The sequence below is a fragment of the Actinocatenispora thailandica genome (assembly GCF_016865425.1).
GTDB lineage: Bacteria > Actinomycetota > Actinomycetes > Mycobacteriales > Micromonosporaceae > Actinocatenispora > Actinocatenispora thailandica.
Map to the genome: position 1 here is coordinate 710,408 of NZ_AP023355.1, position 18,032 is coordinate 728,439.

Annotated in this window: 16 protein-coding genes and 1 pseudogene; 9 read left to right on the plus strand and 8 right to left on the minus strand. The window is 74.0% G+C overall.

The genetic code is table 11. From position 1 onward, the window contains the following. Positions 1 to 73: 73 nt before the first annotated feature. The gene (locus Athai_RS03255) at positions 74 to 1,657 is read left to right on the plus strand and encodes an acyl-CoA mutase large subunit family protein (RefSeq protein WP_203960087.1); all 1,584 of its coding nucleotides are present in this window, start codon (positions 74 to 76) and stop codon (positions 1,655 to 1,657) included. 532 nt (positions 1,658 to 2,189) lie between these two features. Continuing rightward, on the plus strand, positions 2,190 to 3,437 hold the full coding sequence (locus tag Athai_RS03260) for an amidohydrolase (protein ID WP_239156689.1): 1,248 nt from the start codon (positions 2,190 to 2,192) through the stop codon (positions 3,435 to 3,437). A gap of 87 nt (positions 3,438 to 3,524) precedes the next feature. On the opposite strand, the gene Athai_RS03265 is transcribed toward Athai_RS03260, so the two are convergent. Continuing rightward, complete coding sequence (locus Athai_RS03265; RefSeq protein ID WP_203960089.1) at positions 3,525 to 3,968, minus strand: gamma-glutamylcyclotransferase; 444 nt, start codon at positions 3,966 to 3,968, stop codon at positions 3,525 to 3,527. A gap of 176 nt (positions 3,969 to 4,144) precedes the next feature. Here Athai_RS03265 and Athai_RS03270 point away from each other — a divergent pair, with 176 nt between their 5' ends. Together Athai_RS03270 and Athai_RS03275 are read left to right on the plus strand one after the other, a co-directional pair. Next, on the plus strand, positions 4,145 to 5,536 hold the full coding sequence (locus Athai_RS03270) for an NAD(P)H-quinone dehydrogenase (protein ID WP_203960090.1): 1,392 nt from the start codon (positions 4,145 to 4,147) through the stop codon (positions 5,534 to 5,536). 203 nt (positions 5,537 to 5,739) lie between these two features. Next, positions 5,740 to 6,081, plus strand: coding sequence for a hypothetical protein (locus Athai_RS03275; RefSeq protein WP_203960091.1), 342 nt, complete (start codon positions 5,740 to 5,742; stop codon positions 6,079 to 6,081). Positions 6,082 to 6,147: 66 nt separating this feature from the next. On the opposite strand, the gene Athai_RS03280 is transcribed toward Athai_RS03275, so the two are convergent. The 3 genes from Athai_RS03280 to Athai_RS03290 are packed head-to-tail and all read right to left on the minus strand — an operon-like array spanning position 6,148 to position 10,079. Beyond that, entirely contained in the window at positions 6,148 to 7,734 is a 1,587-nt protein-coding gene (locus Athai_RS03280; RefSeq protein WP_203960092.1) for a hypothetical protein, read from the minus strand. A 38-nt stretch (positions 7,735 to 7,772) separates the two neighbouring features. Further along, a complete protein-coding gene (locus tag Athai_RS03285; RefSeq protein WP_203960093.1) occupies positions 7,773 to 8,288 on the minus strand; it encodes a 2'-5' RNA ligase family protein in 516 nt (171 codons plus the stop codon). 24 nt (positions 8,289 to 8,312) lie between these two features. Beyond that, entirely contained in the window at positions 8,313 to 10,079 is a 1,767-nt protein-coding gene (locus tag Athai_RS03290; protein ID WP_203960094.1) for an acetyl/propionyl/methylcrotonyl-CoA carboxylase subunit alpha, read from the minus strand. Positions 10,080 to 10,293: 214 nt separating this feature from the next. Between Athai_RS03290 and Athai_RS03295 the strand changes: the two genes are divergently transcribed. The 3 genes and pseudogenes from Athai_RS03295 to Athai_RS03305 all read left to right on the plus strand — a co-directional run bounded on the left by Athai_RS03295 (position 10,294) and on the right by Athai_RS03305 (position 13,277). Beyond that, complete coding sequence (locus Athai_RS03295) at positions 10,294 to 11,634, plus strand: acyltransferase family protein (protein ID WP_203960095.1); 1,341 nt, start codon at positions 10,294 to 10,296, stop codon at positions 11,632 to 11,634. A 145-nt stretch (positions 11,635 to 11,779) separates the two neighbouring features. Continuing rightward, positions 11,780 to 12,151 (plus strand): annotated as a pseudogene (locus Athai_RS03300) (AAA family ATPase); the annotation flags it as partial. A gap of 49 nt (positions 12,152 to 12,200) precedes the next feature. Continuing rightward, positions 12,201 to 13,277, plus strand: coding sequence for a carboxypeptidase regulatory-like domain-containing protein (locus tag Athai_RS03305; protein ID WP_203960096.1), 1,077 nt, complete (start codon positions 12,201 to 12,203; stop codon positions 13,275 to 13,277). Between the two features lie 64 nt (positions 13,278 to 13,341). Here the strand turns inward: Athai_RS03305 and Athai_RS03310 are convergent, their stop codons facing one another. The 4 genes from Athai_RS03310 to sodN all read right to left on the minus strand — a co-directional run bounded on the left by Athai_RS03310 (position 13,342) and on the right by sodN (position 15,751). Then, positions 13,342 to 14,268 carry a SigB/SigF/SigG family RNA polymerase sigma factor gene (locus tag Athai_RS03310; protein ID WP_203960097.1) on the minus strand — a complete coding sequence of 309 codons (927 nt, stop codon included), beginning with the start codon at positions 14,266 to 14,268 and terminating at the stop codon, positions 13,342 to 13,344. Next, positions 14,265 to 14,672 carry an ATP-binding protein gene (locus Athai_RS03315; RefSeq protein WP_203960098.1) on the minus strand — a complete coding sequence of 136 codons (408 nt, stop codon included), beginning with the start codon at positions 14,670 to 14,672 and terminating at the stop codon, positions 14,265 to 14,267. Before Athai_RS03315 ends, Athai_RS03310 begins: the two co-directional genes overlap by 4 nt. A 98-nt stretch (positions 14,673 to 14,770) precedes the next feature. Next, positions 14,771 to 15,256: a GNAT family N-acetyltransferase gene (locus tag Athai_RS03320; RefSeq protein ID WP_203960099.1), complete on the minus strand. Its 486-nt coding sequence runs from the start codon at positions 15,254 to 15,256 to the stop codon at positions 14,771 to 14,773. A 90-nt stretch (positions 15,257 to 15,346) separates the two neighbouring features. Then, complete coding sequence (gene sodN / locus Athai_RS03325) at positions 15,347 to 15,751, minus strand: superoxide dismutase, Ni (RefSeq protein ID WP_203960100.1); 405 nt, start codon at positions 15,749 to 15,751, stop codon at positions 15,347 to 15,349. 323 nt (positions 15,752 to 16,074) lie between these two features. Here sodN and Athai_RS03330 point away from each other — a divergent pair, with 323 nt between their 5' ends. Further along, entirely contained in the window at positions 16,075 to 16,326 is a 252-nt protein-coding gene (locus tag Athai_RS03330; protein ID WP_203965303.1) for a S24 family peptidase, read from the plus strand. Positions 16,327 to 16,743: 417 nt separating this feature from the next. Further along, a complete protein-coding gene (locus Athai_RS03335; RefSeq protein ID WP_420829762.1) occupies positions 16,744 to 17,898 on the plus strand; it encodes an NAD(P)-dependent malic enzyme in 1,155 nt (384 codons plus the stop codon). Positions 17,899 to 18,032: the final 134 nt, after the last annotated feature.

Genomic DNA, 18,032 nt, shown 5'->3' on the forward strand with positions numbered 1-18,032 from the left:
CGCACGCGTCGGTCGGCCCACACGGTACGTCGGGGTGGCGACAGTCCGACAGCTGGCGGCGCGAGGTGGCCCGATGACCGGGGCGTACCGGTCGGAGTCGGGCATCGAGCTGCCCGCGGTGGCCGGTCCGGACGACGTCCGGCCGGGCCTCGACGCGCGGCTGGGTGCGCCCGGTGAATATCCGTTCACTCGGGGCGTATATCCCACGATGTACACCTCCCGGCCGTGGACCATGCGCCAGTATGCCGGGTTCGGTACGGCGCGCGAATCCAACGCCCGCTATCACCAACTGCTCGCCGCCGGCGGTCACGGCCTGTCCGTCGCGTTCGATCTGCCCACCCAGATGGGGTACGACTCGGACGACCCGATCGCCCGCGGCGAGGTCGGCAAGGTGGGCGTCGCGATCGACTCGATCGACGACATGCGCACCCTGTTCGACCGGATCCCGCTCGGCGAGGTGTCCACCTCGATGACGATCAACGCGCCGGCCGCGGTGCTGCTGCTGCTCTACCAGCTGGTCGCCGAGGAGCAGGGCGTGCCGGGGGCGAAGCTGACCGGCACCATCCAGAACGACGTGCTCAAGGAGTACATCGCCCGGGGGACCTACATCTTCCCGCCGCGGCCGTCGCTGCGGCTGGTGGCCGACACCTTCGGCTACTGCGCGGCCGAGCTGCCGCGGTGGAACACCATCTCGATCTCCGGCTACCACATGGCCGAGGCCGGTGCGACGCCCGTCCAGGAGATCGCGTTCACCCTCGCCGACGGCATCGAGTACGTGCGGACCGCGGTCGAGGCGGGGCTGTCCGTCGACGACTTCGCCCCCCGGCTGAGTTTCTTCTTCGTGGCCCGTACGACGCTGCTGGAGGAGGTGGCGAAGTTCCGCGCGGCGCGCCGGATCTGGGCCCGGATCATGCGCGAGCGGTTCGGTGCGACCAACCCGAAGGCGCAGATGCTGCGGTTCCACACGCAGACCGCCGGGGTGCAGCTGACCGCCCAGCAGCCGGAGGTGAACCTGGTCCGGGTGGCGGTCCAGGGCCTCGGTGCGGTGCTCGGCGGCACCCAGTCGCTGCACACCAACTCGTACGACGAGGCGATCGCGCTGCCGACCGAGAAGGCGGCCCGCCTCGCCCTGCGCACCCAGCAGGTGCTGGCCTACGAGACCGACCTGACCGGCACCGTCGACCCGTTCGCCGGGTCGTACCTGGTCGAGTCGATGACCGACGAGGTGGAGGACGCCGCGGTCGCGCTGATCGACAAGGTCTTCGAGCACGGCTCGGCGGTGGCGGCGATCGAGTCCGGCTTCCAGAAGCGGCAGATCGAGCTGTCCGCGTACGAGGTGGCGCAGCAGATCGAGTCCGGCGAGCGCACCGTGGTGGGGGTCAACCGGTTCGTCACCGACGACGACGAGCCGTACCAGCCGCTGCGGGTCGACCCGGCGATCGGCGCGGAGCAGGAGAAGCGGCTCGCCGCGCTGCGCGCCGACCGGGACGACCCGGCGGTCCGGGCGGCGCTCGACACGGTGCGCGCCGCCGCGGCCGGTACCGACAACGTGCTGCCGCCGCTGAAGGCGGCGCTGGCCGCTCGGGCCACGGTCGGCGAGGTGTGCCACGCGCTGCGTGACGTGTGGGGCACCTACCGCCCGGTCGAGCAGTTCTGACCGGCCGCGGTACGGCGCCGGGCCGGCGTGCGGTCCGGCCGGCGCCGATGCGGCTGTGCGGTCCGGGTGGCGCCGAGCCGGGCGGGTGGTCCGGGTGGCGCCGAGCCGGGCGGGTGGTCCGGGCGGGCCGGCGCCGAGCCGCGGCCGACCCGGTCGCGTGACCCCGCAGCGTCACCAGCGGTGCCGGTACGACGTTGTAGCCGGTGGTGGCCGACCGGCGCGCGGCATCCCGACGACGGCGGCCGGCCCGCCGGCCTCCGCTGGCCGAACCCGGCCAGCGACCGCACGGGGAAGGTCGGTCGGCGTTCGGCTCGGATTCGGGGATTTCCCTGCAACCATGCTCGGACGAGATGGTGGGACGGCCGGGGTTCCTCCGCACCGGGTGCGATTCGGCAGGTCTAGGATTCTGGCGTTCGCCGGGGATCTCGACGCCGATCCGGCCGGTACCGCCAGATCGCCGCGCCGCCCCGGTGAGAGCGCGTTCCGTAACTGTCCGTGTTTTCCGTCGACCCGAGATCGAGACGACCCGACCGTGACTGCATCCACGCTCAGCGCCGACCTGCCCACCCCGTGCGAGCCGGGTTCCGACCCGCTGCCCGACCTGCTGGCCGACTGGCTCGGCCGGCACCAGGCCGACCTCGTCGCGCTGCGGCGGCACCTGCACGCGCATCCGGAGCTGTCCGGGCACGAGCAGAACACGGCGGCGCACCTGGCCGGCGTGCTGACCGCGGCCGGGCTGACGCCGCGGCTGCTGCCGACCGGCAACGGGGTGCTCTGCGAGGTCGGGCCGGACGACCCGGGCACCCCGCTGATCGCGCTGCGCGGGGACATCGACGCACTGCCGATGGACGACGTCAAGGACGTCCCGTACCGCTCGACCGTGGCCGGCGCCTGCCACGCCTGCGGTCACGACGTGCACGCCACGGTGGTCGCCGGGGCCGGGCTGGCGCTCGCCGAGCTGGCCCGGCGCGGCCAGTTGCCCGGCCGGGTACGGCTGCTGTTGCAGCCGACCGAGGAGAAGTTCCCGTCCGGCGCCCCGCAGATGGTCGCCGCCGGGGGGCTCGCCGACGCCCGCGCGGTGTTCGCGTTCCACTGCGACCCGAAGCTGCCCACCGGGATGGTGGGGGTCCGGTCCGGTCCGCTGACCGCGGCGGCCGACATGATGCGCATCCGACTGTCCGGTGCCGGTGGCCACACCGCCCGGCCGCACCTGACCGCCGACCTGGTCAACGCGCTGGCCAAGGTCGTCGTCGAGGTACCGGCGCTGGTCGCCCGCCGGGCCGACCCGCGCTCGGGCATCTCGGTGGTGTTCGGCGCGGTGCACGCCGGGCAGGCGGCGAACGCGATCCCGCGCGAGGGTACCGCCGAGGCCACCGTCCGGGTGCTCGATCGCGCGGCGTGGGGCGAGGCGCCGGCGCTGGTGGAGGAGCTGGTGCACGCGGCGGCGGCCGGCACCGGCACCCGGGTCGAGGTCGACTACAGCCGCGGGGTGCCGCCGGTGGTCAACGACCGCGCCGCGGCGGCGGTGTTCGGTGCCGCGGCGACCGCCGCGCTCGGCCGCGAGCACGTGGTGGAGGCGCCGATCAGCATGGGCGGTGAGGACTTCGCCTGGTACCTGGAGCACGTCCCGGGCGCGATGGCCCGGCTCGGGGTCGGGCGGCCGGGCGAGCAGCTCGACCTGCACCAGCCGAACTTCGACGTGGACGAGGCGGCGATCGGGCACGGCGTCCGGGTGCTGGTGCACACCGCGCTCGCCGCGCTTTCCGATCCGTCGCTGTGACCGCCCCGCGACCGTCGGGCGGGAGGGCCGCGTGGCGGGCCGGCCGGACAGCGCCGCCGGTGGCCGGGACAGGCCGTACCGGCAGCCTCAGAGTGAGGGGCGGGCGCGGATCGCCTTGACGTAGTCGTCCGGGGCGCCGGCCTTGACCGCGGCGTCCGCGACGAGCTGCACGTGCAGCGCCGAGGGCAACCCGCCTTCGTACCCGCGCAGCACGTGCACCCGGGCGAGCTGGTCACCCTCCAGCGTCTCGACCCGCAGCCGCAGCTTGTGGTAGAGGCCGCTCTCCACGCCCTCCCACCGGTTCAGCGCCGGCTCGTCGAACTTGTGCAGGTCGTACAGCGCGACGAAGACCCGCTCGGTGGGGTCCTCGACGATGGTGGCGAGCGGGCCGTCGGTCCAGCCGAGCTCGGCGCCACCGAAGGTGAGCCGCCAGCCCTCCAACCAGCCGGTACCGACCAGGGGGGAGTGCGGGCAGCGCTCCCGCATCAGGGCGGGATCGAGGTTCGAGCCGTACGCGGCATACAGCGACACGGAAGGCAACACTAGTCGGGCGCACGCCCATCTCGGGGCGACTGGCCGCACGATGATGCGTACGTCCCACTTTTCGGTACACCGCCGGTACCCCGGCTGCGGCGGCGGGCCCGGAAGGGGAGGAGAATCCGCAGGCAGGAGCTTCTCGAACCGCACGTCGCAGATCGGAGTCAGTGGTGGCACGCATCGTCATCGTCGGAGGCGGGCCGGCCGGGTACGAGGCGGCGCTGGTGGCCGCGCAGCTCGGCGCCGAGGTCACCCTGGTCGAGCGGGACGGTTCGGGCGGCGCCTGCGTGCTGTACGACTGCGTGCCGAGCAAGACGTTCATCGCCTCCTCCGACGTGGTCACCACGTTCCGCGGCGCCGAGGCCCTCGGAGTCCGCGCCGAGCGGGCCACCGTGGACGCGGCGGCCGTGCACGGCCGGGTGCAGCGGCTGGCCGCGAAGCAGTCCGAGGACATTCACGACAAGGTGGTGAAGTCCGGCGTCGAGGTGGTCGCCGGTACCGCCCGGCTCGCCGAGGACACCCTCGGGCACACCCACCGGGTCCGGATCACCCCGGCCGACGGTGCCGAGTACCAGGTGGACGCCGACGTGGTGCTGCTCGCCACCGGCGCGACCCCGCGGGTGCTGCCGGACGCCCGGCCGGACGGCGAGCGGATCCTCACCTGGCGCCAGGTGTACGACCTGCCCGAACTGCCGGAGAAGCTGATCGTGGTCGGCTCCGGGGTGACCGGCGCCGAGTTCGCCTCCGCGTACCTCGCGATGGGCGTCGACGTGACGCTGGTGTCCAGCCGCGACCGGGTACTGCCCAGCGAGGACACCGACGCGGCGGCGGCGCTGGAGAAGGTCTTCGGCGACCGCGGCATGACCGTCCTGCACCGGTCCCGGGCGGCCAGCGTGCGGCGGGACGGCGACGGGGTGCGGGTCGAGCTGACCGACGGCCGGGTGGTCACCGGCTCGCACGCGCTGATGACGGTCGGCTCGGTGCCGAACACCGCCGGGCTCGGGTTGGAGGAGTACGGCGTGGCGCTGGGCCGCGGCGGCTTCGTCACCGTCGACCGGGTGTCGCGCACCAACGTGCCGGGCATCTACGCGGCCGGCGACTGCACCGGGCTGCTGATGCTCGCCTCGGTCGCCGGGATGCAGGGCCGGATCGCGATGTGGCACGCGCTGGGCGAGGCGGTGCAGCCGCTGCGGCTGTCGACCGTGTCGGCGAACGTGTTCACCGACCCGGAGATCGCCACCGTCGGGGCCTCGCAGGCGGCCGTCGACTCGGGCCGGGTGCCGGCGCGGACCGTGATGCTGCCGCTGCGGACGAACCCGCGGGCCAAGATGCAGGGCATCCGGGACGGCTTCGTCAAGCTGTTCTGCCGGCCGGCGTCCGGGCTGGTGGTGGGCGGTGTGGTGGTGGCGCCGAAGGCGTCCGAGCTGATCCTGCCGATCGCGATGGCGATCGAACACCACCTGTCGGTGCAGCAGTTGGCGCAGACGATCACGATCTACCCGTCGCTGTCCGGCTCACTGGCCGAGGCCGCCCGGCAGTTGATGCAGCACGAGTTCGACTGACCGGCGACGGTGTTCGGCGTCTTCCGAAGCGGTGGGTGCGGGGCGGCCCGGGAGCGGCTACCGTCCGGGCAGGCCCGTGCCGCGGGATGCCGAGCTTGATCCCCCGGGTATGAATTGAGTGGCCGCTGGTGCGGCGTTGTCGATGTGTGGGCGGCGGTACGGGTCGTCGACGGGATGGTTCTGGTCGAACGGGAGCGCAGATCATGTCCACACCGCCGGAGCCCAGGTCGGACGAGCCGACCGTGCTGCACGGGCCGAGCCTCGGGAAGGAGTGGGACACCCTCGACCCGATCAACGGGTACAACGTGGTGCGGGTGACCGCGCACAACGCCGAGAAGCTCGGCTACCCGCGGTCGACGGTGCCCGGGTTGAAGGTGCGCTACCTGCGGCAGCACCTGGCCGATGTGAGCAGCCTGCGAGAGGCGACCGAGGTGATCGCCGAGCGGTTGGCCCGGCACCTGGTGCTGGTCGAGGAGCCCCAGCCGTACTCGGACATGTGGGAGACCGCGCTGCTCGAACCGCTGGCGGAGGCTCGGCGGTCCTGACGGCACCGCGGTGACGGTCGGTGCCGGGGCGGGATCTGCCGGCGGCGGCCGGCCGGTCCGGGTGCCTCAGCGGCTGGTGACCGGCTGGGCGAGCACCTCGGACAGCTCGGCCCGGGCCCGGTCCAGCAGCGCCCGGTCGCGGTTGTCCTGCTCGACGGTCTGGCGCAGGCTGTCCACCTGGCTGGCGATCGAGCGTTCCAGCGCGTCGTGGTCCAGCTCCGCGTAGCGCTTCGCCTCGGTGTTGCTGCGCCACCCGGAGATCGCGACCCCGACGCCCACCAGCAGCGCCAGCACGCCGAGCACGACGAGCAGCGTGCTGGCCGCGACGATCCCGATCACCCCGGCGACCAGGCCGGCTCCGGCCACCGCCAGGCCGGCGATCAGCCGGGTGGGCGAGGTCCGGTGCGACGCGTCGCGCTCCGCGCGCAGCTGGTCGAGGACGGTGGCGTCGGCGCCCGACGCGGTGACCGTGACCTCCCGGCCCCGGATCCTCGCGGTACGGGCCCGCGGCGGCGCCGACACGCCGGCGACCAGGGTGTCCGCGGCCCGGCCGAGCCAGGGCAGCGCGGCGCGCACCGCGGGGGCCCGCAGCGGGCCGGGCTCGCTGCCGAAGATGTCCTGCCGGACCAGCTCGTCGACCGACCCGACCGGCTCGTCCCACGGCTCGAACTCGGGTCGCGGCAGCCCGGACTCGACCAGCGACCGCAGCTTCTCGGCGCGGCGCAGCAGCGGCCGCTCCGGCTCGTGCCCCTCGTCGATCAGCGCGGCCAGGATCTCGCGCAACGGTTCGGCCGGATCCGTCCCGGCCGGCTCCTCCGACGGCGCGGTGCACCGCTTCGCCAGCCCGGCCAGCGCGGTCGCCACCGACCCCGCCGAGCTGCCGGACCCACCGATCGCGGTGAGCCACGCCGGCAGCCGGTCCGGTCGCTCCGCCTCGCCGGCCGGGTCCGCCGGGCCGTCCTCCTGCGCACCGCTGCGCGGCTCGGGGACCACCGGGCCGGTACCGGCGTCCGGCCGGCCGAGCGCGCTGACCAGGGCGCTGACCAGCAGCGCGGTCCCCGGTGAGCCGAACGCACCGGCCGCGGTGGCGCGCCACATCGCCCGCGCCGAGCGGGTCACCGGGCCGCCCGGCGCCGGCAGCAGCGCGGCCAGCTGCACCGCGCTGAGATCGACCGGACCGGCCAGCCGCAGCGCCGCGGTGAGGAAGTAGCGGGTCCGCGGGCCGTCCAACTCGGTGGCCTGCTCGATGTGCCGGGCCGCGGTCGCGTCGTCGTCGGTCAGCTGCGCGTACAGCGCGCGGGTCGCCGGCACCAGCCAGTACCCCGGCACCTCCGGCAGGTCCGGCGGCACCACGGTGGCGCCGGCGGACAGCTGGCCGATCAGCTCGCGCACCGCATGCCGCACCACCGCCGGCTTGCTGTACACCATCAGCTCGGCGCGGATGTCGGACAGCTCGACGAACGCGTCGAACGCGGCGGCGATCCGGTTCACCTTCGCGGACAGGTTGCCCTCGATCGCGGACAGCCGGCTGCGCAGCCGGGACGACTGCGCGTACGCACCGGAGATGGCCGCGTCCAGGTCCTCGATCTGCTGCCGCTGGCGCCGGTCGTACCAGTCGCCGTCACCGAGCCACCAGGCCACGTCCTCGTTCATGCTCGTCCTCCTGCACACCGCGACACGACGGCCGCCGGTCAGCCGATCGGTCGGTACAACCCGCGGGAGTGGTCGGCGACCGCCGCGGAGCGTAGCGACGCGGTGATCGGCAACGCATCGAGGCACAGCCCGACCGCCCGCGCCAGGTCGGCCCACGGTACCTGCTGGGACACCGTGCAGTGGGGGACCCACGCACCGGGCCGGTACACCGCGTCGACCTCGATGCCGGCCTCGGTCAGCCGGCGGTGTACCGCTTCGTGCCGGGCGAGCAGCCCGGCGTGCGGCACCGGGCCCAGCCACAGCACCCGGCCGGGGAACTCGCCGACCGAACTGAACTCGACCTCGATGCCGTCCGGCGGCAGCAGCCCGGACACCGCGTCGGCCACCCGCTGCGCGTCGAACCGGCGGGCCACCGCGAACGACAGGTGCGGCCGGTGCAGCCGGTGGGTGTGCTCCCGCAGGCTCGGGATCCCGGCCTGCTCGAACGCGTCCCACAGCCGGCGCAGCCGGGCCTGGGCGGCACCGTCGAAGTACACCTCGATCGCGGCGACCATCCGACGCCTCCCCGTCCGGGCCGCTCAGTCGACGATGTCGCAGATCGCGGCGCCGGCGGTGAGGGTGGCGCCGACGGCCGCGGTCAGGCCGGCGACGGTACCGGCGCGGTGGGCGGTGATCGGCTGCTCCATCTTCATCGCCTCCAGCACCAGCACCAGGTCGCCCTCGGCGACCAGGTCGCCGTCGGCCACCGCGACCTTGACCACGGTGCCCTGCATCGGGCTGGCCAGGGTGGCTCCGGTCGGGGTGGCGTGCGCCCCGGCTGCCCGGCGCTTCGTGGTGGACCGGCGGGCGGGGGTGGCGGACGGCGCGGCTGCTGCCGCACCGAAGGCGTCCGGCAGCGTCACCTCCAGCCGCTTGCCGGCCACCTCGACGACCACGGTGCGCCGCGGCTCCGGCTCGGCCGGCTCGGCGGGCTGGGCGTACGGCGGGATGGTGTTGTCGAACTCGGTCTCGATCCACCGGGTGTGCACGGTGAACGGCTCGTTCGGGTCGGCCGGCGCGAACGCCGGGTCGGCGACCACCGCGCGGTGGAACGGCAGCGCCGTGGCCATCCCGTCCACCTGCATCTCGTCGAGGGCGCGGGCGGCGCGCTGCAACGCCTCCTGCCGGGTCTCGCCGACCACGATCAGCTTGGCCAGCAACGAATCGAAGTTGCCGCCGACCACCGAGCCGGACTCCACCCCGGAGTCGAGCCGCACCCCCGGCCCGGCCGGAGCGACGAACCGGGTGACCGTACCGGGGGCCGGCAGGAAGTTGCGGCCCGGATCCTCGCCGTTGATCCGGAACTCGAACGCGTGCCCGCGCGGCGCCGGGTCCTCGGTGAGCCGCAGCCGCTGCCCGTCGGCGATCCGGAACTGCTCGCGCACCAGGTCGATGCCCGCGGTCTCCTCGGTGACCGGGTGCTCGACCTGCAGCCGGGTGTTGACCTCCAGGAACGAGATCATGCCGTCCGCGCCGACCAGGAACTCCACCGTACCGGCGCCGTGGTAGCCGGCCTCGGCGCAGATCGCCTTCGCCGCGGCGTGGATGGTGGCGCGCTGCTCGTCGGACAGGAACGGCGCCGGCGCCTCCTCCACCAGCTTCTGGTAGCGGCGCTGCAACGAGCAGTCCCGGGTGCCGACCACGATCACCGTGCCGTACGTGTCGGCCAGTACCTGCGCCTCGACGTGCCGCGGCCGGTCCAGGTAGCGCTCCACGAAACACTCGCCGCGGCCGAACGCCGCCTGCGCCTCGCGCACCGCACTCGCGTACAGCTCGGGGATCTCGTCGGCGTCGCGGGCCACCTTCAGGCCGCGGCCACCGCCACCGAAGGCGGCCTTGATCGCCACCGGCAGCCCGTACTCGCGGGCGAACGCGGCGACCTCCTCAGGCCCGGACACCGGATCCGGGGTGCCCGGCGTCATCGGGGCGCCGGCGCGGGCGGCGATGTGCCGCGCGGTGACCTTGTCGCCGAGGTCGCGGATCGCCTGCGGGCTCGGCCCGATCCAGGTCAGCCCGGCGTCGAGCACCGCCTGCGCGAAGTCGCCGTTCTCGGACAGGAAGCCGTACCCGGGGTGCACCGCGTCGGCGCCGGCGCGGGCGGCGACCTCGACCAGCTTGCCGATGTTCAGGTACGTCTCGGCGGCGGTGACGCCGCCCAGCGCGTACGCCTCGTCGGCCAGCCTGGCGTGCGGCGCGTCGCGGTCCTCGTCCGCGTACACCGCGACGCTGGTCAGCCCGGCGTCCCGGCAGGCACGTACCACCCGCACCGCGATCTCGCCCCGATTGGCGATCAGCACCTTCCGCACCCGGGCTCCTCCCACGTCGTCGCCTGTCACCGGGAGTCTATGACCCGTCGCCGGCCGGCACCGGGGGGCCGAATGTCGCGGGCGTCCGGGGGTTTACCCCACCGCCGGTGCGGTGGCTGTCCGCGCCGGATGCTACCGGTCGCCGGATTGGGCACCGGTCGTCCGGACGGAAGGCTGGGTGCAGCGAAATCCCCTCCACCCCACGAGGCTGACGATGGCACTGCTGACCTCTGTACCAGCCAAAACGCCGGGCCATGGCGCCGCACCGGCCGCCGCCGGGCGGGACCGGTTCGTCGACGCGATCCGCGCGTTCGGCACGATCGCGGTCCTGCTGCTGCACTGGCTGATCCCGGTCGTCGGGTGGGACGGGCAGCGGCTCGCCATCGGCAACGCGCTGTCCGCCGGGCAGGGCTGGCTCGTCACCTGGCCGCTGCAGGTGATCCCGCTGATGTTCTTCGCCGCCGGCGCCGCCGCCTGGTGTTCGCGCGGTGACGCTACGGCGCCGGTACCGTTCCTGCGTCGCCGGCTGGGCCGGCTGCTGCCACCGGTGATCGTGTTCGTACTGGTCTGGGCGATGGTGCTGGCGCCCGCCGCGCTGGCGCTGGGAGTACCGGCGGCGGCGGTGGCGCGCGGCGCGTCGATCGCGCCGCAGCTGCTCTGGTTCGTCGCGGTCTACCTGCTGCTGTCGCTCGCCACCCCGCTGCTGCTGCGCGCCTACCACCGGTACGGGCTGGGCCTGGTCCTGCCGCTCGCCGGCGCCGCGGTCGCGGTGGACGCCGCGCGGTTCCTGCTCGGCGGCCCGTCCTGGCTCGGCTACCTGAACGTGCTGTTCGTCTGGGCGGTGCCCTACCTGCTCGGGTTCGGGTACGCCGACGGCCGGTTCCGGAACGTGCCGCGCCGCGCGCTGGTGGCGGTCGCCGCCGCCTCGGTGCTGGTACTGGCGCTGCTGGTGGCCGCCGGGCCGTACCCGGCGAGCATGGTCGGGTTGCCCGGCGACACCATGTCGAACATGAACCCGCCGACGATCTGCCTGCTGCTCGTCACCGGCTTCCAGGTACCGATCGCGCTGCTCGCCCGCGGCCCGGTGCTGCGCGCCCTGCGGTACCGGCCGGTCGGTCGCGCGGTCGGGTTCGTCCAGGCCCGCAGCATGACCCTCTACCTGTGGCACCTGACCGCGATGTTCGTCCTGGTCGGCGTGGTTCTGTTCGGCCTGCACCGGCAGCTGCCGGTGGCCTGGTCGGCGGGCTGGTGGGCGACCCGGCCGCTCTGGTACGGGGTGCTGATCGCGCTGACCGCCGTCCTGGTCCGGGTGTTCGGCCGGGTCGAGCTGCGCGCGCCGCGGCCGCCGCGGTCCGCCCGGGCGCTCGCCGGGTACACCGGGATCGGCTGCCTGTTCGCCGCCCTGCTGCTGGTCATCACGACCGGGACGATGGCGACGGGTCCGTTCGGCCCGCAGACCGTCGCGCTGCTGCTCGGCGCCCTCGGCGCCACCCTCCTGGTCCTGTCCCGCCGCCCCGCCGCCGCGCCGGCCGGTGGCCGCAACCTCCGGCCCTGAGGGCCGGCGCCGGACGGTGCCCGGTCGGAACCCTCCTGTGGTGTTCGCCGACCGCTCGGGTTCGGTGGTTCCCAACCGCCCGAGATGCCGGTAGCGTCCGGCTGACCCGTCGGCAACGGCGAGAGGACCGGCGATGGCGGCAGAGATGCAGCGCGACCGCCCGACGCCCGGCCCCTCGCTGGCCCGCCCCCGGTTCGTCGGTCGCCGGCGTGAACTCGACGCCCTCCGCGAGGCGCTGGCCCAGCCGCCGGCGGTGGTGCTGATCGAGGGTGAGGCCGGCATCGGCAAGAGCCGGCTGCTGCGTGAGTTCCTGGCCACCCAGCCGGACCGGCCGCCGGGCGGCCGGGTACTCGTCGGCGGTTGCCCGCCGTTTCGGGTGCCGTACACGCTGGGGCCGGTCGTGGACGCGATCCGGCCCGCCGTCGACACCGTCGCCCAGCTGGGGTTGAGCAGCCTGAGCGGGGCACTGCGGCAGCTGTTCCCGGAGTGGGCGGACGCTGGCGCTGCCGGCGGGAAGCTGGGACCTGACGGCGTCCCGGCACGGTTACCGGACGAGGACGACCACCGTGACCGTGGCGGCGGGCATGTCGTCCACAGTGGACATTGCGCTGGACGCGATCCCGACGGTGCCGGTCACCGGTACCGTCACCGACGGATCCGGCCACGGCTGGGGCCTGTACGCGACGGTCACGGCCTCGGACGGCACCACCACCCGCACCGACCCGGCCACCGGGCGGTACGAGCTGGATCTGTTGCAGGACAGCAGTTACACCGTGCAGGTGGCCGCCGTCGACCCGGGCTACGACCCGGCGCGGCTTTCCGTCGACGTCGGCACCGCGGCACTGACCCGCGACGTGGCGTTGACGGTCGCAGCGGTGTGCACCGCCGCGGGTTACCACGCCGACCTTTCCGGCGCCAGCGAGGCGTTCACCGGCAGCAGCGTCCCGTCCGGCTGGATGGTCGGCAACGTCGACCACCACCAACCCGGCTACGATCCGGTACCCGGGTGGCAGTTCACCAACCCGGGCGATCGCACCAACCACACCGGTGGCGACGGCAACTTCGCGATCGTCGACTCCGACCACAGTGGACAGCACGCCATCCAGGACACGACGCTGACCTCGCCGTCCTTCGACCTGACCGGGGCGAGCACCCCGGCACTGTCGTTCGACACCGACCTGCGCGGCGCCGTCAACTCGACGGCGACCGTGGAGGTCAGCGTCGACGACGGCGGGACGTGGAAGTCGGTGTGGCGCAAGGCAGGCACGGCGAACTCCCGCGGGCCGGTGGTCGTCGGGCTGCCGGCGGCGGCCGGCCACCGGGCCGTCGTGCGCTTCCACTACACCGGGAGCTGGTCGCAGTGGTGGGAGGTCGACGACGTGTTCGTCGGCGACCGCAGCTGCGACCCGGTCGCCGGTGGCCTGCTCGTCGGGCGCGTGACCGACACCGCCGGCGCCGGCCTCGCCGGTACGGTCACCGCGGCCGGCAGCGCCGTCGACACCGACGCCGACGGGCGGTACCGGCTCTTCGCCCCGGCCGGCGACCAGTCGGTCACCGCCGCGGCACCCGATCACACTCCCGCAACCAAGACCGCAACCGTCGACCCGGACCGGACGACCACGCTGGACTTCACCCTCTCCTGACCCGCCGACCCCACCGGGGCACGCACCACCGAGGTGCGTGCCCCGCCTGCATGCCGCAGCGAGGTCAGTCGGCGAGGGCGGTGCGGAGGGTGGCGAGGGTGCGGGTGAGGAGGCGGGACACCTGCACCTGGGAGATGCCGAGCTCGGCGGCGATTTCGGACTGGGTGCGGTGGGCGAAGAAACGCAGCACGATGATGCGCTTGTCCCGGGGTGCGAGCCGGTCGAGCAGCGGCCGCAACGCGGCCCGGTTCTCGACCCCGGCGAGGGCGTCGGCGCTGTCCAGCGCGGCGGTGTCGGCGCCGGAATCGCTGTCGTCCAGTGGGATCGTGGTGCTGACCTGCGCCACCTCCAGCGCCTCCAGCACCTCTTCGTCGGTCAGCCCGGCCGCCTCGGCGAGTTCGTGCACGGTGGGGGAACGGCCGAGCCGCTGGTACAGCCGGACCGAGGCGGCGGACACCGCGGCGTGCCGCTCCTGCAGCCGGCGCGGCACCCGGACGGTGCCGGCCCGGTCCCGCAGGTGATGTTTGAGTTCGCCGACGATCGTCGGCGTGGCATAGCTGGTGAACTCCGCCCCGCAGCCGGGGTCGAACCGGTCGATGGCGTGCAGCAGCCCGACCGTACCGACCTGGACCAGGTCGTCCAGGTCCTCGCCCCGGCCGCGGAACCGCCAGGCCAGCGCCCGCACCAGCGACCGGTGCCGGCGGCACAGCTCGGCGCGCAGCGCCGACCACTCGGGCTCGCCGGGGTGGCTGCGGCCGAGCCGGGCCAGCAGCTCACCGGTGCAGGCTTCCTCCGCGTACGCCGGGGACTGCCGGGGGATGCCGCGGGGCTTGCCGCGCGTCGGTGCACCATGCGTCGGCGCACCGTGCGCCGGTCCGGCGCGGGGCGGTTCGGTACGGGACGGGCCGGCCGGCTGGCGTTGGCTCGGCGCCCGGCTGCCCGGGTCGGTCCGCCGGGACGTGCCGTCCAGGCGGCGCGGCGCGGCGGTCACCGGGAGCCGTCCCGCTTCTTGGTCAGCCAGATGGTGGCCCGCCCGCCGGACACGTCGGACCGGACGCTGCCGGCGAGCGCGGCGAGCACCATCCAGGCGAACGTCTCGGTGCCGGGCAGCCGCTGGCCGTTGCTGGGCACGCTCACCGCGGCGGTGAGGGTCTGTTCGGCGACCTCGAACCGGCAGGTCAGCTCGGCCTCGGCGGGCGCGGCGGCGAGCAGCATGGCGCACGCCTCGTCCACCGCGATCCGCAGGTCCTCGATCTCGTCCAGGGTGAAGTGCAGTCGCGCGGCCAGCCCGGCGGTCGCGGTACGCAGCACCGACAGGTACGCGCCGTCCGCGGGCACGGTGAGGACGACCAGGTCCTCGTCGTCCACGTCGGGTTCGGGCAGCGCCTGTGTCACGACTGCACTCTAGAGGGTCACCGGTGGGTTCGCCCATGCCTCGCACCCGACCGACGGACGATTGCCACTCTCCGGTAACCGGGTCGTGACGGTGACGCTCATCGATATTCGGCGAGTCCGGTCAAAGCGGTACCGGTCAGCCGGTACGGCATCCATTCCTGCTGCGCCGAGGCCCCGATCGCGGCGTAGAACTCGCGCGCCGGGTTCCAGTCGAGCACCGACCAGTCGAGCCGGGCGTACCCTCGCTCGACGCAGATGCCGGCGAGCGTGGCGAGCAGCCGCCGGCCGATCCCGCCGGCCCGCGCCGCCGGCTTGACGTACAGGTCCTCCAGGTAGATGCCGTGGGTCCCCTCCCAGGTGGAGAAGTTGAGGAACCACAGCATGAAACCGACCGGGGTGTCGTCGGCGTCGACGGCGACGTGCCCGTACAGCGCGGGGTGCTCGCCGAACAGGCAGGAGTGCAGCTGGGCGTCGGTCAGCCGGCACGACTCGGGCGCCTTCTCGTACTCGGCCAGCTCGTACACCATCGCCACGACGGCGGGCACGTCGGCCGGTCGTACCGGCCTGATCTGCGTCTCGCTCATCCCCGCAGCATGCCCCGCGAGCGCGGGCCGTGCCGCATGGGGTGCGGAGACGACGGTGCCCCGGCGGCTGGCCGGGGCACCGAGCGGAGATCAGGCCTTCTTGGTCTCCCAGAAGATCTTGGCGATCTCGTCGATCTTGTCCAGCAGTTGCTGGGCGACCGCCGGGTCGACGGAACCCTTGGTACCGGTGGCGCCGGCGAGCTTGGTCGCCTCGTTCACCAGCTGGTGCAGCTGCGGGTACTTCTCGAAGTGCGGCGGCTTGAAGTAGTCGGTCCACAGCACCCACAGGTGGTGCTTGACCAGCTCGGAGCGTTGCTCCTTGATGATCAGCGCCCGGGTGCGGAACTCGGGGTCCTCGTTCGCCTGGTACTTGTCCGCAATGCCCTTGATCGACTCGGCCTCGATCCTCGCCTGCGCAGGGTCGTACACACCGCACGGAAGGTCGCAGTGTGCGTGCGCGACGAGACGAGGAGCGAGGAAACGCGGCAGTCGCATTCGGTCCTCCGTCAACAACATGGCTATGGCAACGCGGGTGGTCAATCCGCGCAGGGAGGGAGACACCGTGCCATCGGCCTGGATCTCCCCACAGCAGGACCCTACCCCCGGCGTCCCGCCCGAAACCGGGGAAGTCCCGGAGCGACCTTGATCACGCTCTTCCGGGTACGCCGGTCCACCGTGGAGCTGAACCGGCCTTTAAGGTCGGGCGGGTGACACGGACTCGGCTGGTACTCGGTGTCGGGCTGGCGGTCGCCGCGGCGGGGGCCGTGGCCGGCTGGACGGTCGGGCGCGCCCGCGCGGTGGCGGTGTCCGGGCCGTCGATGGTGCCCACCCTCCGGCACGGCGACGCGGTACTGGCGACGCCGGCGCGGCGGGTCCGGCCCGGCGACGTGGTGATCGCCCGGTTCCGGGTGCGGCCCGACCTGCTGGTCGTCAAGCGTGCGATCCGTCCGTACCGGGACGGCTGGTGGCTGCAGGGCGACAACCCGGCGGTCACCGACGACTCCCGCCGGTACGGCGTGGCCGACGTGCTCGGCGTGGTCCGCCTGCGGTACTTCCGTGCCGAGCGCTGAGCACCGGTCGCCCGGCGTTTCGCCGCGGTTGGTGGCCGCCGTCGCGGCATCGTGACGGGGACGTTTCGCGCAATCCGTTGAGCGGTCCGTTTCGCCACGTGGAACGGCGAAAACGGGACAACGTTTGGCGGCGGTGTGCCGGCCGATTGCGCATGACGACTGCGCGGTTGCTGGCTAGACTCCTGCGGCATCGGGTGCACCCACCGCCCGATGTGTTACGCGTCCGGCCGACCGCCGTGGCGAGCCTCGGTGGTCTCGTGCCGAGTCGACCGTGCCGAGCCGGCCCCGTGCCGAGCGGCCCTCGGGCCGCACCGCTCACGGCACGCTGCCGACCCGCCGCGGCCGTGCCGCGACACGACGCGGCCGGCGCCGCCGACGGCACCCAAGCATGTTGAGCTGACCGGCAAGGAGACGCCCGTGACCGCGCTGTCGATTCGTACCGATGATCCGATCTTCACCCTGCACGAGGGCGGCAAGCTCGCGGTGGCTGCCACCTCCCCGATCGAGACACCCGAGGACCTGTCCAAGGCGTACACGCCGGGCGTGGCCGAGGTGTCCCGCGCGATCGCGGCAGACCCCGCCCTGGCCCGGCGGTACACCTGGGTGTCGCACACGGTCGCGGTGGTCACCGACGGCACCGCGGTGCTCGGCCTCGGGGACATCGGCCCGGCCGCCGCGATGCCGGTGATGGAAGGCAAGGCGGTGCTGTTCAAGCAGTTCGGCGGCGTTGACGCGGTGCCGATCTGCCTGGACACCACCGATCCGGACGAGATCGTCGCGACGGTGGCCCGGCTGGCCCCGTCGTTCGGCGGCATCAACCTGGAGGACATCAGCGCCCCGCGCTGCTTCGACATCGAGCGCCGGCTGGACGAGCGGCTCGACATCCCGGTGTTCCACGACGACCAGCACGGGACGGCGGTCGTCGTGCTCGCCGCGCTGCGCAACGCGGTCCGGCTGCTCGGCCGCGACCTGGCCGGCCAGCGGATCGTGATCTCCGGTGCCGGCGCGGCCGGCGTCGCGGTGAGCCGGATGCTCGCCGCGGCCGGCGCCGCCGACCAGGTCGTCTGCGACTCCCGCGGCGTGCTGCACGCCTCCCGCGCCGGCCTGACCCCGGTCAAGGCGGACCTCGCGCGGCGCACCAACCCGCGCGGTGTGCGCGGGACGATCGCGGACGCGCTACGCGGCGCCGACGTGCTGATCGGAGTGTCCGGCGGGCACATCGAGGAGACCGCGGTGGCCGGCATGGCGCCCGATCCGATCGTGTTCGCGCTGGCCAACCCGACGCCCGAGGTGCACCCGGACGTCGCCCACCGGTACGCGGCGATCGTCGCCACCGGCCGCAGCGACTTCCCCAACCAGATCAACAACGTGCTGGCGTTCCCGGGCATCTTCCGCGGCGCGCTGGACGCCTCCGCGCCCCGGATCACCGAGCCGATGAAGCTGGCGGCGGCCGAGGCGATCGCCGCGGTGGCGGCCGACGACCTGCGGGCCGACCGGATCGTGCCGAGCGCCCTCGACCCGCGGGTCGCGCCGGCCGTCGCCACCGCGGTTGCCGCTGCCGTCGCCCGCTGACGGGCAACCACCGCCGGCTGCCCGGCCCGGCGCCCGCTCGGCCCCGCCGCCCGCCGCCCGCCGCCCGCCGCCCGCCGCCGGCCGCCTGCCCCTGCCGCCTGGCGGCAAGGGCAAGCGGTCGTCGCCGCCTTTGC